This is a genomic window from Ruminococcus flavefaciens AE3010 (assembly GCF_000526795.1).
Classification (GTDB): Bacteria; Bacillota; Clostridia; order Oscillospirales; family Ruminococcaceae; genus Ruminococcus; species Ruminococcus flavefaciens_D.
The window spans coordinates 210950-234123 of sequence record NZ_JAGT01000001.1 but is presented as its reverse complement, the minus strand read 5'-3'; the positions used below and the strand labels follow the sequence as shown (position 1 = coordinate 234123).

Annotated in this window: 22 protein-coding genes and 1 pseudogene; 12 read left to right on the top strand and 11 right to left on the bottom strand. The window is 40.8% G+C overall.

The window, feature by feature from the left end; all coding sequences use genetic code 11:
- Window positions 1-199: 199 nt before the first annotated feature.
- The 12 genes and pseudogenes from N774_RS0101110 (at window position 200) to N774_RS0101050 (ending at window position 12520) form a co-directional block, all read left to right on the top strand.
- A complete protein-coding gene (locus N774_RS0101110; RefSeq protein ID WP_024859460.1) occupies window positions 200-2596 on the top strand; it encodes a dockerin type I repeat-containing protein in 2397 nt (798 codons plus the stop codon).
- Window positions 2592-2933: pseudogene (locus N774_RS16555) on the top strand (GyrI-like domain-containing protein); the annotation flags it as partial. The gene N774_RS0101110 and the pseudogene N774_RS16555, both read left to right, overlap by 5 nt.
- Before the next feature lie 13 nt (window positions 2934-2946).
- Entirely contained in the window at window positions 2947-3348 is a 402-nt protein-coding gene (locus N774_RS0101100; RefSeq protein ID WP_024859458.1) for a VOC family protein, read from the top strand.
- 337 nt (window positions 3349-3685) lie between these two features.
- Window positions 3686-4246: a DJ-1/PfpI family protein gene (locus N774_RS0101090; protein WP_024859457.1), complete on the top strand. Its 561-nt coding sequence runs from the start codon at window positions 3686-3688 to the stop codon at window positions 4244-4246.
- A 25-nt stretch (window positions 4247-4271) separates the two neighbouring features.
- Entirely contained in the window at window positions 4272-5036 is a 765-nt protein-coding gene (locus tag N774_RS0101085) for an alpha/beta hydrolase (RefSeq protein WP_024859456.1), read from the top strand.
- 68 nt (window positions 5037-5104) lie between these two features.
- A complete protein-coding gene (locus tag N774_RS0101080) occupies window positions 5105-5821 on the top strand; it encodes a glutamine amidotransferase-related protein (protein WP_024859455.1) in 717 nt (238 codons plus the stop codon).
- Window positions 5822-6365: 544 nt separating this feature from the next.
- Complete coding sequence (locus N774_RS0101075) at window positions 6366-7025, top strand: phosphatase PAP2 family protein (RefSeq protein WP_024859454.1); 660 nt, start codon at window positions 6366-6368, stop codon at window positions 7023-7025.
- 13 nt (window positions 7026-7038) lie between these two features.
- Window positions 7039-7656, top strand: coding sequence for a helix-turn-helix domain-containing protein (locus N774_RS0101070; RefSeq protein ID WP_024859453.1), 618 nt, complete (start codon window positions 7039-7041; stop codon window positions 7654-7656).
- 17 nt (window positions 7657-7673) lie between these two features.
- Window positions 7674-8711 (top strand): ribosome small subunit-dependent GTPase A, encoded by a 1038-nt coding sequence (rsgA, locus tag N774_RS16550; RefSeq protein ID WP_037280071.1) that lies wholly within the window; start codon window positions 7674-7676, stop codon window positions 8709-8711.
- Between the two features lie 665 nt (window positions 8712-9376).
- On the top strand, window positions 9377-10201 hold the full coding sequence (locus tag N774_RS0101060; RefSeq protein WP_037280069.1) for an MBL fold metallo-hydrolase: 825 nt from the start codon (window positions 9377-9379) through the stop codon (window positions 10199-10201).
- Window positions 10202-10357: 156 nt separating this feature from the next.
- Window positions 10358-11260: a radical SAM protein gene (locus N774_RS0101055; protein WP_024859451.1), complete on the top strand. Its 903-nt coding sequence runs from the start codon at window positions 10358-10360 to the stop codon at window positions 11258-11260.
- A 33-nt stretch (window positions 11261-11293) separates the two neighbouring features.
- Window positions 11294-12520: a coproporphyrinogen-III oxidase family protein gene (locus tag N774_RS0101050; protein WP_347495865.1), complete on the top strand. Its 1227-nt coding sequence runs from the start codon at window positions 11294-11296 to the stop codon at window positions 12518-12520.
- A gap of 70 nt (window positions 12521-12590) precedes the next feature.
- On the opposite strand, the gene N774_RS0101045 is transcribed toward N774_RS0101050, so the two are convergent.
- From N774_RS0101045 to N774_RS0100995, 11 genes are all read right to left on the bottom strand, one after another.
- Complete coding sequence (locus N774_RS0101045; RefSeq protein WP_024859449.1) at window positions 12591-13442, bottom strand: CPBP family intramembrane glutamic endopeptidase; 852 nt, start codon at window positions 13440-13442, stop codon at window positions 12591-12593.
- Window positions 13432-14139 carry an ABC-2 transporter permease gene (locus N774_RS0101040; RefSeq protein WP_024859448.1) on the bottom strand — a complete coding sequence of 236 codons (708 nt, stop codon included), beginning with the start codon at window positions 14137-14139 and terminating at the stop codon, window positions 13432-13434. The genes N774_RS0101045 and N774_RS0101040 overlap by 11 nt, the downstream gene beginning before the upstream one ends.
- Window positions 14139-14909: a hypothetical protein gene (locus N774_RS0101035; RefSeq protein ID WP_024859447.1), complete on the bottom strand. Its 771-nt coding sequence runs from the start codon at window positions 14907-14909 to the stop codon at window positions 14139-14141. Before N774_RS0101035 ends, N774_RS0101040 begins: the two co-directional genes overlap by 1 nt.
- Complete coding sequence (locus tag N774_RS0101030; RefSeq protein ID WP_024859446.1) at window positions 14909-15787, bottom strand: ABC transporter ATP-binding protein; 879 nt, start codon at window positions 15785-15787, stop codon at window positions 14909-14911. The genes N774_RS0101035 and N774_RS0101030 overlap by 1 nt, the downstream gene beginning before the upstream one ends.
- Window position 15788: 1 nt before the next feature.
- Window positions 15789-16163 (bottom strand): GntR family transcriptional regulator, encoded by a 375-nt coding sequence (locus N774_RS0101025; RefSeq protein WP_024859445.1) that lies wholly within the window; start codon window positions 16161-16163, stop codon window positions 15789-15791.
- A 364-nt stretch (window positions 16164-16527) separates the two neighbouring features.
- Window positions 16528-17775, bottom strand: a complete 1248-nt coding sequence (locus N774_RS0101020; protein ID WP_155250330.1) for an IS4 family transposase — start codon at window positions 17773-17775, stop codon at window positions 16528-16530.
- 220 nt (window positions 17776-17995) lie between these two features.
- Window positions 17996-18139 carry a hypothetical protein gene (locus N774_RS19055; protein WP_155250329.1) on the bottom strand — a complete coding sequence of 48 codons (144 nt, stop codon included), beginning with the start codon at window positions 18137-18139 and terminating at the stop codon, window positions 17996-17998.
- A gap of 112 nt (window positions 18140-18251) precedes the next feature.
- The gene (locus tag N774_RS0101010) at window positions 18252-19322 is read right to left on the bottom strand and encodes a PLP-dependent aminotransferase family protein (RefSeq protein ID WP_019679676.1); all 1071 of its coding nucleotides are present in this window, start codon (window positions 19320-19322) and stop codon (window positions 18252-18254) included.
- A gap of 41 nt (window positions 19323-19363) precedes the next feature.
- Window positions 19364-19930, bottom strand: coding sequence for a pyridoxal 5'-phosphate synthase glutaminase subunit PdxT (gene pdxT, locus N774_RS0101005; protein WP_024859443.1), 567 nt, complete (start codon window positions 19928-19930; stop codon window positions 19364-19366).
- Window positions 19930-20802: a pyridoxal 5'-phosphate synthase lyase subunit PdxS gene (pdxS, locus tag N774_RS0101000; RefSeq protein ID WP_024859442.1), complete on the bottom strand. Its 873-nt coding sequence runs from the start codon at window positions 20800-20802 to the stop codon at window positions 19930-19932. The genes pdxT and pdxS overlap by 1 nt, the downstream gene beginning before the upstream one ends.
- Window positions 20803-21489: 687 nt before the next feature.
- Window positions 21490-23163, bottom strand: coding sequence for a sensor domain-containing phosphodiesterase (locus tag N774_RS0100995; RefSeq protein ID WP_196231512.1), 1674 nt, complete (start codon window positions 23161-23163; stop codon window positions 21490-21492).
- Between the last annotated feature and the right edge of the window lie 11 nt (window positions 23164-23174).

Here is a 23174-nt window from a genome sequence, read left to right as displayed (position 1 = left end):
CCTGTTGCTGCTTCACAAAGCAGCTGAATGATATAGCTCCTTAATTTTAGCATACAGCTATGTATTAGTCAAGTCAGCGTTTCGTAAGTATTTATCCTGTTACAAAGATATTTTTGTGACAAATAATATATTTTCGCGTTGACTATGTTTGAAAAATGTGCTATATTATAAGTGCTATGATAAAGAGAGGGGGGTTCTTATGAAACCAAACAAGTTTTTTGCGGCAGTTACAGCTATAATGCTTGCCGCAGCAAATTCAGCAATTCTTACACCAACATTTTGTGCAACGGCAGAAGAGGGAACGTCTGTTGACATGTTTTGGGGCTCAGGAGAATGCACTGTGACCATATCCGTTGTGGATATCGACACAGGCAAAAACATTGAGGGAGTTGAGCTCTGGTTTGAGCAAAATCCCCATGGTACAGGGTTGGGATCCGGGCCGTGGAATACATCTGACGAACCTGTTAAGACCTTTGAAGGCCTTGATGAAAACTACCTGTACGCTATCCATTTCAGTGATACTCCGGAAGAATACGATCTCCCTTCTGAAATGGATTTCAGGTTTGATAATGAGGGAGAGAACAAGGAAATAGTCATCAGAGGCGTTCCGAAAAATGCCAAAAGGGGCGTACGCTTTTTCGCAGATAACTGGACAAACGCCGTTCCTTCGGAAGATGGCAGATATATGGCGGGGACAAAGGAGTATAATGATTTCCTGTATGCATATGTATATGATGAGGACGGTAAACGCTTTACATCTAAGTCACTGGGCTGGGGCGTATATGATATGTATCTTCCTGACGGCAAGTACAAGATAAAAGTAGTTCCAAGTGACAGCGATTATGAGGTGATAACCGAGGATTTAGATATCGCAAAGACCGCTATGGATATGGAGTTCATAAAAGATTATCTGGAATTTCCCGATAAGGACGGTTTTATGGATATCGAGGTAGTAGGCGGAAAGCTTACGAAGGAAATCACATATTATATACGTATGAAGCCTGAGGTGGTTGAATATACCAAGGACGGCTGTAAGGTAAATGTATCTATAGTTGATATGTATACAAACAAGCCTGTAGAGGGCGTAAAGGTAAAGTTCATAACCGATATCTTCACCGCGAAGGGCAAAAAAATCGACGAGTGGGATACAACAGATGAGCCCGTAAAACATATTAAGGACTTAGCTGCTCTCCGGTGGTATTCAGTTGAAATAGTGGATATGCCTGAGGGATATCATATTGATAAGAGTACTTCATTCAATTTTTCAAAGCTTGGCGATACAAAAGATATTGTGATAAGGGCAGTTCCGATCGAAGAGGATAAGAAGCCAAATATAGACATAACCGTTTATGACTGGACAGATCTTGTTGTGGATCCCGCAGACGGAACCTATGAGGGCTACAGGGTAATGGATCAGAGCGAGTATACTCTGCAAGTATATACCGATGAGTACGGAAGCTTTGATGCTACAGCAAGAGATATCCACTTACCTGACGGAAAATATAGTTACCAGGTATTTTTCGGCAAAAATGATTATATGCAAGTTGATGAACAGGGATATAAGGCAAGAGCGGTACGCAAGATATTCGGAAAGGATTTCGTTATCCCTAAAGAAGATGAAGCTTTATCACTTGAGATAAAGGACGGCGTTACTGTAGGTCAGCCTTGTCTGTTCGTTGAAAGCTGGAACAAGTCAAAAACTAACTGTACACTTGATCTTAAAGTGATTGACGGTGTAACAGGAAAGCCTTTTAATGGTGCAGAGTATAGAGTAGTTCGTCTTACAGAGGAGAATGAGGAAAAGGCTGATGAGCTTGGCATTGAGGCTACCAACGGCGGTTTGATACCTGCGGAAGGATATGGAGTAGTGCCCGAGAGCGGAACAGTTACCGTTAATGGGCTTGAACCGTATGTAAAGTATGCTGTTATCGCCAATTCAGAAAATATGTCTATTATTAATCCTGCGCCCAGATTTATAACATTTGACAAGGACGGCGATAAAAAGGAAGTTACCTTGAAGCTTTACCATGTTAGTGAAACAGAGGGCTGTTCTGCGAAGATATCTGTGCTTGACGCAGAAACAGGCAAGTCCCCGTATACAAAATTCAAGGTAATGCGTATTCCTGAGGAGTATGCAGCAAAAGCAGAGGAACTCCATATATCCGATATAGAAAAGATAGGAGTAAAGTGTATAGAGGGTGATACCACTGCCGAAGCAGGTACTATTGAGGTAAATCTTGAACCGAATGCAACATATGCAGTTATACTTACTGATTTTGAAGAGAAATACACCGGTGCAACTCCGGTTATCGTGCGCTTTGATGGTACAGCTTTACAGAAAAAGGAAGTAAATATTACGCTCACACCTTTCTACTATATGAAGGGCGATGCTAACTGCGACGGTCAGGTTGATATGTCAGACGTTGTACTTATCATGCAGTCACTTGCAAATCCTGATAAGTACGGTGAAAACGGTACAGCAGAGCTTCACATTACCGAATATGGCAAGAAAAACGGAGATACAGACGGCGACGGACTTACAGTCGGCGACGCACAGCGCATACAGCTTTATCTCTTGAACAAGGTAGACTCATAAGGAAAACTTCAAGTGGATATCACTGATACGCCTTCCGGATTTCGTAACAAAAACGGATCTTGAATGGGCTGTCAGAGAAGCAACACAAAAGAAAAAGCTAGATTTTTCCAAGGTGGAATTTCTCACTTATGATGAGGGCTTATGTGTTCAGTGTATGCACATCGGCAGCTACGATGATGAACCAGAAACAGTTAAGCTTATGCACGAATACATGGAACAACAGGGATATTCTATCGATATTGCTGAGAACCGTTTTCATCATGAGATTTATCTTTCGGATGCAAGAAAAGTTGCTCCGGAAAAGCTGAAAACAGTCATCAGACATCCAATAAAATGAAAGGAGCATTAATATGAAACTTGACGGATTCGGTTTATTTGTAGATGATATGGGAGCTATGATACGCTTTTACAGGGATATACTCGGATTTGAGATCAAAGAGGCTGAGGATACATCTAATGTCTATCTGATTAAGGACGGCACGCTGTTTCTGCTATACGGCAGAAAGGATTTTGAAACAATGACGAAAAGAAAATATGAGTATGTCAAAGGCTTGAACGGACATTTTGAACTTGCATTGTATGTGGATACCTATGAGGAAGTTGATAAAGCCTTTGCCGTTGCTGTCAGCAAAGGTGCTGAGCCTGTTTTAGAGCCAACGACCGAGCCCTGGGGACAGCGTACCTGCTACATCGCTGATCCTGAGGGAAATCTGATTGAGATCGGTTCATTCAACAAACCGTTTGAACGCTGAATGTTTTGCTTGAACACTTTTTTGTCCCCGCTTCATGCGGGGATTAGCTATTTTACGACATATTCAGTACACAAAAGAGATTGACATTCTATTCCTGTTAGAGTATAATTGACATATATCAAATAGAATTGTACACGATAGGAGTCATGGAAAAATGGAACATAAGGGAACAAAGCACCTTGAAACTGAGCATCTGATTCTGAGAAGATTCACTCTTGAGGACGCCGAAGAGATGTACAGCATACTGAAAATTGAACGCTGACATATCAAATTGAATTGTATATAATAGGATTTTTAAAATAATTGCTCTAAAGAACATTTTTACGGAGGGCTGAAAATGAAGGTGTTGTTATTCCTTGCAAAAGGCTTTGAAACAATGGAAGCGAGTGTTTTTGTTGATATAATGGGCTGGGCGGGCATCGAAGTCGTTACCTGCGCTCTGCAAAAGACTATCACAAGCACTTTCGGAGTATCAGTCAATCCTGATATCCTGCTGAATGATGTTTGCATCGATGATTATGATGCACTTGCTATCCCCGGTGGTTTTGAGGAATACGGCTTCTATGATGACGCTTTTTCGGAGCAGGCAGTAAGCCTTATAAAAGAATTTAATGATTGTGGCAAGATGATAGCCACGATATGCGTCGCTGCATTGGCACTCGGAAACAGTGGCATACTGAAAGGCAAAAGAGCTACAACCTATCACCTGAACAATGGGCATCGTCAAAAGCAGCTCGCTAAGTACGGCGCAATAGTCGTGAACGAGCCTGTTGTCAGGACGGATAATATCATAACCTCATATTGTCCACAGACCGGACCTGAAGTTGCATTCATGTTACTTGAAGAACTGGTTGGAACAGAGAAAATGCTGGAAACAAAGATTGCTATGGGATTCTGATACCTGTCCCCAAAAGGAGTATTATATGAGTTATTATGTTTATGATGATAAGAAGATCTATTACTACGAGACAGGCTCAGGACATCCATTGCTATTACTTCACGGCAATACTGCTTCTTCAAAAATGTTTGCACAGATAGCGGAAGAATACAGCAAATCGTTCAAGGTGATTCTTATTGATTATTTAGGCCATGGACTGTCTGACAGATTGGAAATATTCCCCTCAGAATTATGGTTTTATGAAGCACAGCAAGTAATAGCATTTCTTAGATTTAAGCAGTATACCGATGTATATATTATTGGCAGCAGCGGCGGAGCTATTGTTGCATTAAATGTTGCTCTTGAAGCTCCTGACCTTGTAAAAAAAGTGATCGCTGACAGCTTTGAAGGCGAAAGAGCAAATGAAACATTCACTAAAAATCTGCTGAAAGATCGTAAGAATGCTAAAAATGATCCAAATGCACAAGGCTTTTATGCGTATATGCACGGTCAGGACTGGGAGCAGATAGTTGATAATGATACCGATGCAATCATACGACACCAAAAAGAAATCGGAGCATTTTTTCATAAGCCTCTGGAAGAACTGCGGTGTGAACTTCTCCTTACAGGAAGTAAAGAAGATAGTTTTATGAATAGCATTTCAGATGACTACTATGAACGTGTTTATGGAGATATCCTCAAAATGATTCCTAAAGGAATAATGCACCTTTTCCCTAAAGGCGATCACCCTGCTATTATAAGTAATTTCAGAGCGTTTTATGATCTGAGCATAGAGTTTTTATCAAGATAGAAATAGTACATACTATTCATTATTCAAAGAATCAGAGAATAAAGTTTGGTTTATCAAGGGAGGTTCAAATGAAAAGAATAGCTATTATAGGTGACTATAATCCTAATGAAGAAAGCCATTGTCGCATATTTGATTCAATAAAAGATATATCAGAGGAATTAGAAATTGAACTTGAAGTTCAGTGGATCATGAGTGATGAATTGGATAAATCCGCGGAACAGCTAAAAACTTTTGATGGTTTCTGGTTCTCACCAGGAAGTCCTTATATGAATACCCCAAACGTTTTGACGGCAATTCAATTTGCGCGTGAGAACGGCGTGCCTTCACTAGGAACTTGTGCAGGCTTTCAACATATGGTCATTGAGTTTGCACGTAATGTGTTAGGCATGTATGGAGCAGACAGCGAAGAAAACAATGAAGAATGTCCAGATGCCGTAATTGCAAGATTGCCGTGTTCTCTGGTATATAAGAAGGAACAACTGAAGATATCAGATCCGGATTCAATTATGGCTCGTGCGTTAGGTGTTGACGGATTTATAGGAGAATACCGTTGTAATTACGGATTTAATGAAGCCTATCATAGTGCATTTTTAAATAGTAATATGATTGCTGCCATAGCACAAAATGAAGACGGATATATTAGAGGATTTGAAGTGAAAAGGCTCCCGTTCTTTGTTGGTACTCTTTTCATTCCCCAGTTGGACTTTAAGGGAGACGGTTCTTATCGTATAATCAGATCGTATCTGAGTGCCGTTTTATTCGGATGCAATGTGGAAATTCCTTGAATATATCAAAAGTGAAAGATAACAAATGATGATATGCGGGTACAGTAGCCTTGTATGTCAAGCAGGAACAGTTCAATGGAAAAAGGTCATGGCGGCAGACATTCCCACTAAAGGAAGTCGTTCTTTGAGATAAAAAAGAAAAGTGATATTTGAAATATCCGACCATGTCGAAGGGTTATATCATCAAAGCAGCTTAAACAAATATAAAAGCAGGAATATATATATGAAAGGCAGCCATTACGGCTGCCTTCAGTCTGTTCATTGCCTATAAGCTTCAATATCTCCGCAGCAACCATTATTTCAAAAGCCCTCACAGCCAATGCTATTGGGTTGACGGAATATCACCTTTCGGTTATAATATAATCAAGCTGAAGTCATCAAAAATGTCGTGACGGCAGAATCGGCAGATGTGCTGCAAATGGCGAAATATCGCATATGTTACGATTCGTGTCATGGGTGTGACCGTACGGTTCTTTACTTTTTTCAGTCCCCGTGTTACCATGAGATCAGTCGAAAGGCAATCATCTGAAAGGAACACGGAATTATGAAAAAGAATGAAAAGAACATATTGATCACAGGCATGATAATGCTGGTACTGTTTGCAGTCTGGACTGTACTGATACAGACAGTTGATGTTCAGGCAGTGGGACAGAACGGAACGGACATCGGGTTTGCAGGTCTGAACGTGTGGTTCCATAAAATGACAGGCGTTCATATGTGGGTGTATACTGTCACCGACTGGCTTGGACTTGTGCCGATCTTTATCTGTATGATATTCGGAGTTGTCGGTCTGGTTCAGCTCATAAAGCGGAGAAGTCTTCTTAAAGTTGATAAGGATATTATCCTGCTTGGTATTTACTATATCCTTGTGATATTCGGTTATCTCATATTTGAGATGATACCTATAAACTACCGACCGATACTTATAGAAGGACGTATGGAGGCTTCTTACCCGTCTTCAACAACGCTTCTTGTTATGAGCGTAATGCCTACGTTAGCTTTTCAGGTGCATCGCAGGATAAGGAATACTAAAGTCAAATACGGTATTTATGCGTTTACGGTCTTATTCACAGCATTTATGGTGGTGGGACGCACTGTTGCGGGAGTACACTGGCTGACAGATATAGCAGGCTCTGTCCTGCTGAGCTCTGGACTGTACTTAATATATCATGGTGCTGTCCACCTCACTGACAAAAATAACTAACGGAGAAAAGAAAATGGAATTTCACGAGAAATTGCAGGAATTAAGGAAGAAAAAAGGCTTAACTCAGGAGGAACTTGCAAAGGAACTCTACGTTTCCCGTACAGCTATCTCTAAGTGGGAGTCGGGAAAGGGATATCCGAATATTGATTCGCTGAAAGAGATATCAAAGTTCTTTTCTGTGACCATAGATGAGCTTCTGTCGTCGGAGGAACTCATTACTGCGGCAAAAGACGAGAACCGTTCAAATATTGGTAAAATGATCGACCTGCTGATAGGTGTAGTCGATATAATGAGCATTATGCTTATTCTTCTGCCGCTTTATCCTAAAAAGGTAGGAGAAACAGTCTCGGCAGTTGCACTGTTTGATTACACGCATATATCGTTCGGGATAAGCTGTGTATGCTGGGGACTGTTTTCAATACTTATAATCATCGGTGCAGTGAAGTTGTTTATGAATTACAGGAACATAGAAAAGGGCAGAAGCACAGTTACTGGCACATCGCTTGTACTTAGCATTATCGCGGTATTGTTCCTGACTATGGCAAGAATACCCTATGCGGCAACAGTAGCGTTCCTGCTGCTGATAATAAAGGGGATAATGCTTTTCAAACTCCCAAAAAGTGAGCACTGAACAGATAGGAGAAACAAATGAAATTAGAGAACTTACCGCCTGTATATGAGGCGTTTAGCGCAGAATATCCAGATCTTACAGTATGCCGTGTAGTTTTGCAGGAAAAAGATCTTTATCATGTCATACATAAAGACGGAATGATGCAGGCGCAGGTATCCGGCAAATTCAGATATGATGCCATAACTGTATCTGATTTCCCTGCCGTAGGCGATTATGTTATGGCTGATATAACCGGCGGCGACAGGGCTGTGATACATAATGTTCTTCCAAGAACAAGCGTATTTATCCGTAAAGCTGCTGGAAAGTCAAACACTGAACAGGTCGTTGCCGCAAATATAGATACAGTATTTCTGTGTATGTCACTCAATAACGATTTCAACATAAGACGTATCGAAAGATATATGACTGCCGCATGGGACAGCGGTGCTGTTCCTGTTGTACTGTTGACGAAGACTGACCTTTGCGATGAAGTTGATGCAAAGATCGCTCAGATAGAAAGCGTTGCAGTCGGAGTTGATATAATTACGACATCAGTCGCTGAACCTGACGGTTACAGCCAGATCACGCCATATCTGAAAGTAGGAAAGACACTTGCTTTTGTAGGTTCCTCAGGTGTCGGCAAATCAACGCTTATCAATCACCTTCTGGGAGATGACAGGCTTGATACGAACGGACTGCGTAACGATGACAAGGGCAGACATACCACTACTCACCGTGAACTGCTTATGCTTCCAAGCGGCACTATGGTCATTGATACGCCTGGTATGCGTGAAATGGGAATGTGGGACAGCAGTGAAGGACTTTCGGCTGCATTTGAAGATATCGAGGAACTTTCAGCAAAGTGCCGTTTCAAGAACTGTACTCACAAATCTGAACTCGGATGTGCAGTACAGGCTGCTATCAAAAATGGTGAACTTTCAGAGGAGCGGCTGTCATCTTATGAAAAGCTGAAAATTGAAAACGCTTATTCTGAAGATGCCGAAGGATATCTGGCAGCAAAAGAGGAAAAATTCAAAAAGATAGCCAAGTACAATAAAGCTAACCATAAAAAGTAAGATGAACGCTATATAAGAACAACAGCTCCCATTACGGGAGCTGGCTTCTTTTATTATCGTTATACTGTCTTTCAGTCGTGTGCATTCCGTGTGCATTTCGTGTGCATTACACCTGTTTTTTGTGCACACGGGACTGCAAATTTTCATTTAAAACTGTTTTCTGTAGGTAACAGAAAAGCCTGTATTTCGGTGTTTCCCTCGAAATACAGGCTTTTTAATTCTGGCGGACAGAGAGGGATTCGAATATTTTTAAAGAGCTATTTTCGCCTATTTATAGCCTTTTATAATTTTCGTGTGGAATAAATGAGTGGAATAGAATTATTCTGATTGAAAATCATTTCTGCTATAGCTGTTCTCTTTCAATTATTGAATTATTAATTGTCTCCTCATATCTTACTTTAATACCATGATTAATTTTGAATTCCAACTATTACTTGCTCCTCTTCCCTTTCAATAAGGAATCGCTTTAATTAGCAATATTCCAAAAGTCAAAAAAAAACTTATATGACATACTTTTGGGGTATGTCAATAGACCGTGGGCTATTGACATAGTTATGATACTATTGGTTTACAAATAGCATTGTACTTTTTTGATAGATATGATATAATAATATCATCAGTTAAGAACGACAGACAATATTATTTGCGTAAATGGATGACGGATAATGAATACAAATATCACAGTGATCGTTGATAACAAACGGGATAAAAATAAAAGACTTGGCAGTGAATGGGGATTATCACTGCTTATCGAATATTCGGGAAAAAAGATACTTCTTGACACAGGCGGTTCCGATTTGTTTATAAAGAATCTGAAAAAGCTCGGTATGGATGTTGCCGATGTGGATCATGCTGTACTCAGTCATGCACATTGCGATCATGCAAACGGCATGCCGGCTTTTTTCAGAAATAATTCAAAGGCTAAATTCTATCTGAGAGACGGTACCTCCGATAACTGCTACGGAAAGATAGGTTTTCTGCACTTTTATGCAGGAATCCCCCATGAAATGATCTCTGAATATCATGACAGGATAGTCATGGCCTCTGGAGATTATACCATTATGGACGGAGTATACCTGATACCGCACAAGACGGAGGGACTTTCACTTATCGGGGAAAAAGGCGGTATGTACAGACGTACTCCGCATGGATTTATACCCGATGACTTTTCGCATGAGCAGAGTCTTGTGATTGATTCTTCAAAAGGGCTTGTTATACTGAATTCCTGTTCTCACGGCGGAGTGATAAATATTGTCAATGAAGTCCGAAAAACATTTCCTGACAAGCATATTTATGCTATTATTGGAGGATTTCATCTTTTCACAAAGCCTGCTTCGGAAATACACGATATTGCACAAGCTCTTGACAGTATGAGAGTTGACCTTATCTGTACAGGGCATTGTACAAAGGAACGCGCATACAGGATAATGAAAAAAGACCTCGGAGATAAACTTGTACAGATGAGAGTTGGCCTTAGCATCAAGATATAGTTAATACATTGGCAATAAACGCCATATACCACAGAATACCAGTGATGCAGGCGGGCGAAAAAGAGATTATATACTTCTTTAAGTCAGAAAAGCTGACGGAATTATACAATTGGATCACAAAAAGGATACGTCTGATAACATAAAAGGAGATAACTTATGAAAATTTCATCTTTTTTATACCTTGCCGCTTTTGGCACAAAGACAATCCTGTTCAGAAAGAAAGCCCCGATCCTCGGAACTGTGATCGTTACCGACAAATGCAACCTGCACTGTAAGCACTGCTCTGTCAATAACATTACGGCGATCGTTCATCCGTATGAACAGATACGAAAGGAAATGCAGCAGCTCTATAATATGGGTATCCGTATACTGTTCTTCTGCGGCGGTGAAACATTCCTATGGAAGGACGGCGAACGCACCCTGAGAGACTTGGTCATTGAAGCGAAAAGAATGGGATTTCTCATTGTGAATGTGGTCACAAATGGTACGTTCCCGATTGATCTGCCTGAGGCTGATCTGATTCTTTTAAGTCTTGACGGAGACAAGGAGCGTCATAATGAGATCCGTGGTGACACATACGATACGATCATGAAGAACATCAGCAGCGCCACTGCTGACAATATCTGTTTCTACATGGCTGTAAATCAGATCAACAAGAAATGTATCCGGGATGTATGCACAACAGCCCGTGATACGCAAAATGTTCGTGCAGTATCTTTCAATTTCCATACACCTTATCCAGACACAAAGGAACTGGCTCTGAGCAAAACAGAAAAGGCAAAATGCTGCGATACGATAAAACAGATGATGAAAGAAGGAGCACCGGTATTCAACCTCACAAGTGCTTTTCCGTATATTATTGAAAACAGTTTCCCTACACCGTGTCATCAGTGCGTGGTTATGGAAAACGGGAAGGTTTCTGTATGCGGACGCTGTATAGATGTACCGGGACTTTGCGAACATTGCGGATACTTTTTTGTTGCTGAATACACACTTCTGTTCCGTGGCAATCTCAGAATAATCCTTGAGATGCTTCGTACATATCTTAAATTTATTTAGAGTAATATGAGTATCATAACAAGTTTAACGAGAATGTGGCTTACAAAGTCTGTGAAGCCGTTTACGTTCAGAAATGAATATGACCAGATACTGCCGTATGAAGAATGCGATAATCTTGGACTGTATGTTCATATCCCGTTCTGCAAAAGTATCTGCAACTTCTGCCCTTATTGCAAGACGCTGTATTCTGCCGAACAATGTGACAGATACATAAATTCTCTGATTGAAGAGATACATCTTATCGGAGGTCAGAATACTAAGCGAAAGGAAGCAACCAGTCTCTATTTCGGCGGCGGAACACCGGCACTGGCTGCAAACCGAATAAAAGAGATCATAGATGCGCTGAATGAACACTTCATCATCACGGAGGGGATAGGTGTTGAGCTTCATCCCGATAATGTGAATGCGGATGTTCTGCAAGTACTGAAAGATGCAGGAGTAACAAAGATCAGCATCGGAATTCAATCATTCTGCAGCAAGTATCAGAAGATCCTCGGCAGAAAGGCAATAGATACCGATGCGATGAAGGCTGCATTGACGGAAGTCCATTTTGAAACAGTATCTATGGACTTTATCTTTGCATTGCCCGGACAGACCTATGATGATCTGAGATCTGATATTGACATGGCTTTTTCATTGGGGGCTAATCATATTGCCATTTACCCGTTTATCGATTTCACTTTTACAGAAAGTCAAATTTCTACATTGCCAAAAAAAGAGAAACGGAAACTTTTGGATGCTATTACTGAGTACTGCTACAGGCAGGGATATTCCAGAAGCTCCATCTGGACATTTTCAAGCAGGTCTGATGCAAACTATTCCTCAATGACCCGAGATAATTTTTTGGGGTTCGGCTGTTCTGCAACGAGTTTATTCAAAGAGCAGTTCAAGATAAATACTTTTGATGTGGGCTCGTACTGCGAAAGGATAGGTTCCGGAGACCTCGCTACATCTCTGACTATACGCTTTACTAAGCGTCAGAGAATGATTTACTGGCTATTCTGGACGGCATACAGTACAAAAGTGAATACAATGGATTTTGAGAACTTTTTCGGAGTGCCGCTGAAGAAAATGTACGGCTTTGAATTATGGCTTGCGAAATTATGCGGCTTTATTAAAGAACATGACGGCACCTATGAAATGACACTGAAGGGCGCTTTCTATTACCACTACTATGAGAATTTCTATACCTTGTCCTATATAGACAAGATGTGGGGAATCATGCGAAAAAAAGCGTTCCCTGAACGTATCGAGCTGTAAACGACGGCAGATTGTACAGTGAATATAAGAACAGCAGCTCCCGCGTGCGGGAGCTGCTTCTTTCATAACATTATAATGTTTTAATCTCTTTTTTCTTGTTTTTCAAAAGTAATATCATAAATATCACAGCTATGACAAGCAAAGGTAAATATCTCATAACATCTGTCCATAATGGAAGAGAAGTATTCTCAGGTATATTGCCCTGTGCTAAAAGACTCATGACAGCGCCCTGACTTTCATTATACATAAAATGCGCCACCACCGCAGGAAATACGCTATCCGTCTTTTTTGTCAGCCACATCAAGAATGTACCGAAGCACGTCAGTAAGAGCATTCTTCCGCCGCACGTCATCAGCGTATCGGAAAATGTATCTTCACCGTCAAGCCAGCCTGCCAGATCCATTGGCAGATGCCACAGGCTCCACACGACACCGCCGAACAAACAGGTGCCGACCGTGCCGAATAGCGGCTCCATTTTCTGATTCATATATCCACGCCAGCCAAGCTCCTCACCAAGCAGACCGATTGACTGAACAACCGATAATGCCGCAAGCATGAATACACTTGCCACCGCATCCTGAACTGTGAATACGCCTAGCCAATTGCTGTGTCCGCTTACGATAATGGGGAGCAGTATCCTTGCTGAAAAGAATATCAGCGGAAGCCCGAATGCAAGCAGATAATACCTGATATTGCCTGTAAGGTGCAGGTGCAGTTTCATATCGCGGAAGCCTTCTTTGGTAACAGCTCTTGTGATAAGGCTTGCTATCGCAGGAGAAAATGAAAATATCATGTATATGATGTAGTATACCGTATTTGAATGGTGCATGAGCTTGGCGCAAAGAATGTAAAACAGCATGAAAGCAAATACGATCAGCAGATAGATTCCGAGCCGTTTCGCATTTTCTTTTTTAGTGGTCATACTGCTCCACTCCTTTCAGATACAGCCTGCAAGTAATACGGTAAGAAAGATAGTACAGCGCAAGACATACTACCAGACAGACCGACAGTATCAGAGAGCTATTCTGTACATTGAATACCTTTTTGCACATCTCAATGACCGTATCAAAATGCTCTGCATTCAGTATCATTAATACTGAAATGACAACAGCTCCCGTGACCATAAAGATCATTTTGATAATACTTCCTTTTTTACTTCCAAAACGATAGACAAAAGGAATGTCAATGGCACGGGAAAGTATCTGCACAAAGCAGAGTGGAACGGCAATGCCGCTGACTTCTTCAATCTCTGTAATTCCCATATCTGCGGCAACAGCACAGTACCCTCTGTCCACACATTGCAGTGAAAACAGAAACAATACCACCATAGCAAATATCATCTCATACTTCAAACGGAGAAATCCCTTGTAGCCTTCAGGTGTTGCAGTTATCCAATAGCCCCACAGCTTGCGGTCATCGCCGCGCAGTACCAGCATCTGCAAAGCACCTGCCACAAGAAATCCTGCTATCAGTCCGCCGATACGAAGCGGAGCATTACCTATATTAGATATTTCTCCACGCATCAACAGCAGAACAAACAACGGAGCAAATCCGCAAAGCATCATAGATAGAATAAACCATCGATTCTGCTTCCATTCCTTGTAAACCAGTCCTGTCATTACGGCTCTCTCCTTTCGTGCGATCTCCACATCGCAAGGAAGAATAATATACATAAAACTACAAAAACAGCTGATATGCAGAGCAATGTTTTTTTTGAGCACAAAATAGTGTCAAATTTGTTGACCATTTCTTGCGAGATCATAGCACCGTCCTTGGCAGACTTATCATCATTATTCATCCCGGGAAACAAGTCAAAAACTCTTAATACAACACCTGCGCCGACAAAGGCAAGTGTGCCTATCAGCTTCAATTGGGTTTTATCCTTTGCGAACATCATGATATAGCTGTAAGCAATATCGACCAGCATCACGGCACAGACAGCGCCGAGATAAATATTCAGCATATAAATATACAGCATGATACCGAAATTGGAATAATCCGCTGCTGCAGTGTATACAAATTCAAAAGCCAATGATAACAGTCCGAAGAACAGAATATAGCATAGCTTCGTCAGTAGATCGGACAGAGCCTGCTGTTTTGCTGTCGGCGGCAGAACAAAGGAATATCGCTTCCACCCCGAATTGATGTCCGCTTTCTGTAAGCCGTTATTCGTACCTGCCATAAATCCGACTGTCAGTGCTACTATTCCCACAAAAAGAGGTATCATTTCTAAAGGCGATTCCTCACCTTCGACAGGTTTGAAGATAAAGACGAGTATAAGTGGAGTCATCATCAGCAACGCCAGCAGCAGAAACAGTATCAGCATAAGAATAAATCGTTTGCGTGTCAACATTAATTCACGATATATCAGCGATCTGTATAGTTCCATTACGACCACTCCTTTGCATCACGGTGAACATAGTAAAGCATGATATCGTCAAGGCTTGCCGGGTCTATCACGCAGTCACGATATTTGCAGGAAGCACTCTCACGGTTAGTCACCATGACCTCTGCACCAAAATTGTTGGTGCGTATGCTGACGATATCCTCAGCGTCTATCTCTTGTATCTTGTCTTTGTCGCATTTGAGGATACCGTGCTTCTCGATAATTTCATCCTTGTAGCCTGTAAGAAGTATCCTGCCTTTGTCAATGAAAGTCACCATATCGGCTATCTTTTCAAGGTCAGAGGTAATATGCGAGGACATCAGGATAGAGCGCTCGCCGTTTTGCAGATACTCCATAAATATGTGCAGTATCTCGTCACGTACAACAGGGTCAAGTCCTGTAGTTGCTTCGTCCATAACAAGAAGCTCTGCATTATGAGATAGGGCGCAGGCTATCTGCAATTTCATTTTCATACCCTTGGAGAACTGGCCTATTCTCTTTTTCTGGGGGAGCTGAAAGCGCTCAATATAATTTAAATATGCAGCATTATCCCATTCAGGGTACATACCCTCGAAGATTCGTGCCATATCCTTTGCATTGAACACATCATGGAACGGCAGCTCGTCAAACACCACGGCGATACGCTTTTTTATTGCATTTTCGTCCTTAATATGGTCAAGACCGAGCAGTTTGATCTCGCCATCATTTATATCGGTAATGTGGAGCAAACTGCGAATAGTAGTAGTTTTGCCAGCACCATTCTGCCCGATAAAGCCCATGATACAGCCCTTAGGTATATCAAAGCTTATATTATCCAGCGTAAAGCCGTCATATTTTTTTGTAACGCCCTTGATCTCAACAGCGTTTACATAGTCATTCATATTATTCCCCTCCGTTAACAAGGTCGAGCAATTCGTGAAGTTCCTCCATTGTAACGCCTATCTTGCGTGCTGAATCGCCTGCTTCCATGAGTAGAGATTCTATACTTTTGATCTGCTCTTCCCGATAAAGCTCTATGTTCTGCGCCTTTACGAAAGAGCCCTTTCCAGTATAGCTTTCAATAAAGCCATCACGTTCAAGCTCCTCATATGCGCGTTTGGTTGTCATAAAACTAATACGGAGCTCAGTTGCGAGAATTCGCATAGAGGGCAGAACTTCGCCCTCTTTTAGCTTTCCCTCCAGTATCATAGTCTTTATCTGGTTTGCTATCTGTATATAGATAGGCTCACCGGATGAGTTACTGATGTTAATATTCATTTTAGTGTACACTCCTTGTGGTTATATAACTTTACCTGCTTTCCGGACAGCAAAGTCTAAATTGTATAACTACCTTTTATACAATTATATCAACTGCGTTACACTTTGTCAAGGATTTTTAAAAAATATTTTGAAAATGATTAATGAATAGACATTGTAAGTATTCTTCAAATTCTAAATTAACAGCACAAAAAGAACAACAGCTCCCTCACGGGTAATGTCATTAAGCTAATCAAATACGAAAAAGAACAGGAGTATGTTTGGAATATGACCAGACATACTCCTGCTGTTACATTCGCAAAAAATGCATGACGAAAAGACAGATCCGAGATCTGCCTGAAAAAAGATTGACATAATCGAAGAATTATGATAGTCTGTAGTTGAAGGGAATAGCAGAATGATATCGAGTTTTCCTATCAGCAATACGATCAGGTCTGACAGGGCACTTGTTTCTTGCTATCAGCTCTTCCAAAAGAAAAGGATTTGCGTGTGCAGAGCGAAAGAATTTGATGCAGATATGTATAGCAAAAGCATAATTGATTTTATAGCGGTAATCATTATGCTTATCGTCATCTATGGTGATATTTTCGGTAATCAGCATAGATAAGTTATACATGATAAGACTTGCAAAGATTTCCTGTATCACGCAGTCCTTTTTCTTTGAATGGAAAGCAATAAGACCAACCTGGTACTTCAGTTCTCTGAATGAAGTCTCGATCCCCCAGCGCATTTTGTATATCATCTTTATATCTTCGGCAGAGAACTCATCATCACAGAGATTGGTAACAATGGTTTCATAGTTATCTTCAGATATCTTGAGCCTTATTATCCTGAATTTAAGAGGATATGTATCTTTCGATTCTTTCGGAAGGAAGTCGAAATTTGAAGAGTGCGGAAGATAACGATAAAGTTCAGGATTAGCCTTAACTTCATTAGTTTGTCTTCTTGTAATAATAATATTTGCAGCAAAATCAGCTTCCTCATTATGGGGAATGTTGAATTTATGAGCAATTCCACCGCTTGTCTTGATGCGCATCACATATTTCAAGCCGTTATTTTCAAGATGAGCGATCGTGTTGTAGGATTCATATCCTCTATCCGCAACGATAATGGACTCATGTCCGATATTTTCAAGCATACTTATGAGAGCAGAATGCTCATTTTCATTGCGACTGTCCTGTAATACAGCATCGATATATCTACGGTTCATAATGTCATACAAAGCATTCAGATGCATGAGGTTATAGCCTTTTACATCATTATTTGCACGATAAAAAGTATCCTTATCATCAGGATCAGTAGGAATATGTATATCAGAACCGTCCACAGCATAAAGCCTGTAGCCGTGAAAGAAATTGGTTTGAGAAAATGTTTCATTGAATTTATGGAACAGATACTGAAAAGCAGCAGGAAGTATTTTAGCTCTTCTCTGAACGATAGCAGACACAGATACCATTTTTGAATCATAATCATAGAATTCTACAAGCTCCTTGCCAAGTGTCTGGCTGCCCATTCCGAGAATGAATCTCAATGTTTTTGAGAAAGATAGCTCACTTTTACGAACAAAATCTCTCTTAGGATCAACTACGAAATCAGAGTTATTTTTCTCCATGTTGCTGATAAGAGTATTAAGCTTGTTTTTGACGATATTACAGTATTTTTGCACGGTAAAACCTCCAATCAGATGTGTATATCTGATTAGCTGCGCCGCACATTTTTGGCTTTTTGTCAATACCTTTTTGCAAAAATTTACATTATATACATAAAAAATAATCACAGGATCTTTGATTCCTGTGATTATTTTACTTTTCCTTAGCTTAATGACATTACCCTCACGGGAGCTGGCTTCTTTTATTATCGTTATACTGCCTTTCAGTCGTGTGCATGCTCTGGATATTCGCTGCCGATAGAAAATCGCTTATCAGTTCTCTTCTTGCACGCTGCTCTTCTGTTTCATTTCTTCGTCTTCTTCCCATAATTAAAACCTCCGAAGTAGTGTCTCTTCTATTATACACTACTTCAGAAGTTTACACAAATTTTAGGATAGACTCACTTCAGAATTATTGGATTTCTCAGAAATCAATCTCATCATGTTTTATTCCTTATGCGGCTGATCGTGCGTTCAAACTCTCCGCTGTCAAGCCATTCAGCAAGAAAAAACTGTTCTAGCATAGGTACAGTACAGGAATAAAAGCCTACTCTATCATTGTACAATGTCAGATATTTCTTAGGAAGAACCATATATCCTGCTCTCAGCGATGGGGCTATCGTTTTGGAAAAGGTGTTGATATAGATCACGTTCTCGTCAGTCGTTTGAGCGAAAAGCGTCTGTGGTGCTTTTCCGTTCAGAGTAAATTCCGAGTCGTAGTCGTCTTCGATGATCACCGCATTTCTATGAGAAGCCCATTCAAGATAATAATGTCTGCGTTCAGCAGATGCAGTTATAAGGCTCGGAAAGCTGTTGAACGGCGTAACATGGAGTATCTTTGCCTGTGTGCGTTCAAGCTCATCGGTACGGATACCCTCGCTGTCCATTTCGAGCATATCGCAGACAGCGCCGTTTGCGGTATACACCGCACGTATCTTCTCATACGAGGGAGATTCCAAAGCTATCATATTATCTCTGCCGAGCATCTGAATGCAAAGACCGTACAGATATTCCGCACCCGAACCAATGATTATCTGTTCGCTTGATACGTTTATGTTGCGGCATCTTGCGAGGTAACGGCATATTGCGTCACGAAGCTCAGTACAGCCGCCCATAGGCGATCTCATGAGTATTCTTTCGCCGCGATCGAGAATAACTTTTCTAAGCATTGAAGATACAGTTGAAAAAGGAATATTGTCATTATGGAGAACAGCCGGATTTGCAGGTATTATGGAATTCATTTGCCGGTCAGATACGGGAAAGAAGTTATCCGGGCAATACTTAACATAACAGCCGCTTCTCGGTTTCATCCGGCAGTAGCCTTCATCGCATAAGAGCTGATATGCGTGTTCAACTGTTATAATGCTGACAAGACATTCCTTTGCAAGCACACGCTTTGACGGGAGTTTCGCACCGTATACAAATGCTCCCGAGATGATACGGCTTCGCAATTCCTGATATATCTGCATATAGGCACAGATAGTGCTGCTGTGGTCTATCTCAATGTACATTCTCTGCACCCCTTTGTTCTTTTTCCTTGATTATACTACTTTTACCGGCGGTTTTCAACCATTTTGATGAAATATTCGTATACAGACGTATCATTGGTAAGTTCAGGGTGGAAGGCTGTCGCAAGCTGATTATCCTGCTGTACAGCAACTATTTTTCCTTTGATTCTGGAAAGCACGTTCACACCCTCTCCAACACGTTCTGCATAGGGCGCACGGATAGACGGCATTTCAATTTCTTTTCCTGCAAACTCATCAACACAGCGAAAACTGCCGAGCTGTCTGCCGTAAGCGTTTCGTTTTACGGTAATATCAAGGGTTCCGAAGCAGGGCTCTTCGTCCTCTATTTCTTTGGCGAGCAGTATCATTCCGGCGCAGGTCCCGAATACAGGCAAGCCGTTCTGTATCATTTCTTTCAGCGGTCCATACAGAGAGAGATCACCTAACAGCTTTCGCATAGCTGTACTTTCACCGCCGGGGAGGATAAGTCCGTCAAAATGTCCGCTTATGTCTTTTAGCTGACGGATCTCAAATGCTTCAACATTTATCTGTTTCAGCTTGGATATATGCTCTGCAAATGCTCCCTGAAGGGCAAGAACACCTATACGCATTATTTGCCCCTTTCTTCCATGATGAGCTTTATTTCCTGTTCATTGATACCGACCATTGCTTCGCCAAGTCCTGATGAAAGCTCTGCTAACAGCTTTGCGTCTGTATAGTTTGTCACAGCCTGAACGATTGCCGAAGCACGTTTTACGGGATTGCCTGATTTGAATATACCTGAACCTACAAACACACCCTCTGCTCCGAGCTGCATCATAAGAGCTGCATCAGCAGGAGTTGCCACACCGCCTGCAGCAAAATTAACAACAGGGAGCCTGCCGCTGTCATGAACTTGTTTCAGCAGATCATATGGCACCTGCAGCTTCTTTGCTTCTTCATACAGTTCATCCTCACTGAGAGATACTGCGTGGCGTATCTGCGAATTCATCATTCTCATATGTCTGACAGCCTGCACGATATCGCCCGTGCCCGGTTCGCCCTTTGTGCGTATCATTGAAGCTCCCTCGGCAATACGGCGCAGAGCTTCTCCGAGGTCTCTTGCACCGCAGACGAACGGTACTTTGAACTGCCGCTTATCAACGTGGTAAACATCGTCGGCAGGAGAAAGGACTTCGCTTTCGTCAATGTAGTCTATCTCTATTGCTTCAAGTATCTGAGCTTCTGCAAAGTGACCGATACGACATTTTGCCATGACAGGAATAGTCACAGCCTCCTGTATGGAACGTATCATAGCAGGATCACTCATTCTCGATACACCGCCTGCGGCTCTGATGTCAGCCGGTATACGTTCAAGTGCCATTACAGCACAAGCGCCTGCTTCCTGAGCTATGACTGCCTGTTCGGGAGTTGTGACGTCCATTATCACTCCGCCTTTGAGCATTTGTGCGAGCTCCTTGTTTAACTGGTATCTTTCTTCCATGATAAAATCCTCACTTTCGTGTTTTTTATCATTATAGCAGTTAGTTTCTGATTTGGATATATCCAGTTTCCGTTTATTTTATCGTACCAGTTGAAAAAAGTCAAATTATAAAAAACCCGCATCACCTGATGCGGGAATTGCTCTATCTATTCACATTTCGACGCTGATCGATACGCCCTACTTGAACCGAAACTCCAAGTAGTCATCGTGGAAACAATATGTATTTTAAGAACAACAGCTCCCGTGAGGGAGCTGTCTTCTTAGTAACGTTATACCACCTTTATGTCGTGTAAATTCGTGTGAAAAATGCCTTTTTTTTTTCACACAGAACTGCAAAATTGCAGTTTAAACTGTTTTCTGTAGGTAACAGAAAATCCTGTATTTCGGTGTTTTTCTCGAAATACAGGATTCTTTAGAAGAGAGAAAAGTGAAATTAGAATATTTGTAATGTGTTGTTATTGAATATTTTTTATTATATACATACGCTTTTTACGTCTGAACATAATATCTATAGATTTAGAAAATGTTCATAAAAGTCATTATTTTTCATATACAATAAAACAGATAGACGTTAAAGACATAATCAATATAATTCATTTTCACAAAGAGCCGGTAGTGATGCAGGCTCAAATATGTATTATATCTTATAACTTTTTTTCCTTTCGAATAACTTTTAAAATTAATCTGTTACATATTATCACCGTTTATGTATTTAATAATTTCCTCAATAGATTCGGGACGTAAGAAATAAAATCCCTGTGCCAACTCACAATCTATCTCTTGCAGAAACTTAAGCTGTGGCTCAGTTTCTACACCCTCAGCCAATGTATTTATCTCAAGCTCTTTACACATATTGACCATTGCCTTCATAATACGGCGGTTTTTTCCGTTATTATCATCAAGATGACGCAGTAATGCCATATCGAACTTGATCCTGTCTATCTCATACTGCCCAAGAACATTAAGTGAAGAATAGCCGCTTCCAAAATCATCTATCCATAGTCGATGACCATTTTCACGGATACTATAAAGCTGCTTTTTAAAGCTGTTTGTACCTTTTGCTATATCCTGTTCTGTTATCTCAACTATAATATCATTTGCGCTAATACCATATTTTTCTGCTATTGCCTTCAGTTTAACAGACACATCAACATAGTCAAAATCCTGTGCTGAGAAATTAATAGATACAGGTACCATAGGAAGACCTGCTTCTTTTCTGACCTCAAACTCCCTACACACCTGCTCAACCATATAAAGATCAAGCTTATAAAGAAGATGATAACGTGAAAGAACAGGGATAAAATCTCCTGGGGATATCATGCCGTGATCCGGATCTCTCCATCTTGCAAGCGCCTCAAATGCATAAAGCTTCTGTGTTTTTGTATCAAGAATAGGATGATAGAAAACTCTTATAATCTGTTTTTCCATTGCATCTTCAAAACTTTCGATGATATGACGCTCAGCCATCAGTTCACCGTCACGCTCATCTGAATAGAATTTGCAAACTACATTCATATCCTTACCGATATCTTTAAGAGCCTGCCTTACATGATCAAAAGCATTCATTGCCTTGATTTCAGGATTTACAACATAAGCACCTGCGCGAATCCCCTCTGTTATACCGTAAGCCTTTGATATAACCTTTTGATTTACAGAATTTATTTTATTTATCACATCGTCATATCCGTGAAACTCATCCATTATAACAAAATGATCTTCCACAGCACGTCCGCAGAACGAAAAAGGAAACTCCTCTTTTATACTCCTTGCGATAAGAAACATAAGGTTATCGCCTTTGTCATATCCGTAACGATCATTATATGAACGCATGGATTTAACACCGATATATATCAAAACCTGTTTCGTTTCGCAATTACCGAAACTTTTAAGTTTTTCGCCTGCAAGCCTGCGCATATACTTCAGATTCGGAAGTCCGGTCACAGCGTCATTGTAATCTTTATTTGGATCTTTTTCACTAAGGCAGCTATAAATATGTCTTATACCGCTCTGAATCGTTCTTGAATTGTCGAAATAGAACAATATCATCTCGCTACCGTCTTCCAAAAGCTGCCATAAACCTTCTCCATGCATCAGTTTGTAGCTGTTTATATTTTTATCAAAGACTCTAATCATAACATCAAGACTGCTGTGATCATCAATAAATCTTCTGAAACTTACCGACAAGCACTCTGCATCATCAGGATGAATCAATCTCATAGCACTATTCAGGATACTATCCCTGTCAATACCTACAATGCTACATAAGCTGTCACTCACAAGCTCAGCTTTGATATTTCCGTCTTTATTTGAGAATAATATATGAGGTATAGCTATTCGCTCAAAAAAAGCACGTTCTTTCATTGATAACATCT

Coding starts and splice junctions, on each gene's coding strand:
- N774_RS0101030 (WP_024859446.1), bottom strand. CDS start 15,787: ATGAATGACTATGTAAACGCTGTTGAGATCAAGGGCGTTACAAAAAAA.
- N774_RS0101090 (WP_024859457.1), top strand. CDS start 3,686: ATGAAGGTGTTGTTATTCCTTGCAAAAGGCTTTGAAACAATGGAAGCG.
- N774_RS0100995 (WP_196231512.1), bottom strand. CDS start 23,163: ATGAAAGAACGTGCTTTTTTTGAGCGAATAGCTATACCTCATATATTA.
- rsgA (WP_037280071.1), top strand. CDS start 7,674: ATGAAATTAGAGAACTTACCGCCTGTATATGAGGCGTTTAGCGCAGAA.
- N774_RS0101060 (WP_037280069.1), top strand. CDS start 9,377: ATGAATACAAATATCACAGTGATCGTTGATAACAAACGGGATAAAAAT.
- N774_RS0101075 (WP_024859454.1), top strand. CDS start 6,366: ATGAAAAAGAATGAAAAGAACATATTGATCACAGGCATGATAATGCTG.
- pdxS (WP_024859442.1), bottom strand. CDS start 20,802: ATGGAAGAAAGATACCAGTTAAACAAGGAGCTCGCACAAATGCTCAAA.
- N774_RS19055 (WP_155250329.1), bottom strand. CDS start 18,139: ATGGGAAGAAGACGAAGAAATGAAACAGAAGAGCAGCGTGCAAGAAGA.
- N774_RS0101020 (WP_155250330.1), bottom strand. CDS start 17,775: ATGGAGAAAAATAACTCTGATTTCGTAGTTGATCCTAAGAGAGATTTT.
- N774_RS0101045 (WP_024859449.1), bottom strand. CDS start 13,442: ATGACCACTAAAAAAGAAAATGCGAAACGGCTCGGAATCTATCTGCTG.
- N774_RS0101100 (WP_024859458.1), top strand. CDS start 2,947: ATGAAACTTGACGGATTCGGTTTATTTGTAGATGATATGGGAGCTATG.
- N774_RS0101085 (WP_024859456.1), top strand. CDS start 4,272: ATGAGTTATTATGTTTATGATGATAAGAAGATCTATTACTACGAGACA.
- N774_RS0101070 (WP_024859453.1), top strand. CDS start 7,039: ATGGAATTTCACGAGAAATTGCAGGAATTAAGGAAGAAAAAAGGCTTA.
- N774_RS0101080 (WP_024859455.1), top strand. CDS start 5,105: ATGAAAAGAATAGCTATTATAGGTGACTATAATCCTAATGAAGAAAGC.
- N774_RS0101055 (WP_024859451.1), top strand. CDS start 10,358: ATGAAAATTTCATCTTTTTTATACCTTGCCGCTTTTGGCACAAAGACA.
- N774_RS0101040 (WP_024859448.1), bottom strand. CDS start 14,139: ATGACAGGACTGGTTTACAAGGAATGGAAGCAGAATCGATGGTTTATT.
- N774_RS0101050 (WP_347495865.1), top strand. CDS start 11,294: ATGTGGCTTACAAAGTCTGTGAAGCCGTTTACGTTCAGAAATGAATAT.
- N774_RS0101035 (WP_024859447.1), bottom strand. CDS start 14,909: ATGGAACTATACAGATCGCTGATATATCGTGAATTAATGTTGACACGC.
- N774_RS0101025 (WP_024859445.1), bottom strand. CDS start 16,163: ATGAATATTAACATCAGTAACTCATCCGGTGAGCCTATCTATATACAG.
- N774_RS0101110 (WP_024859460.1), top strand. CDS start 200: ATGAAACCAAACAAGTTTTTTGCGGCAGTTACAGCTATAATGCTTGCC.
- pdxT (WP_024859443.1), bottom strand. CDS start 19,930: ATGCGTATAGGTGTTCTTGCCCTTCAGGGAGCATTTGCAGAGCATATA.
- N774_RS0101010 (WP_019679676.1), bottom strand. CDS start 19,322: ATGTACATTGAGATAGACCACAGCAGCACTATCTGTGCCTATATGCAG.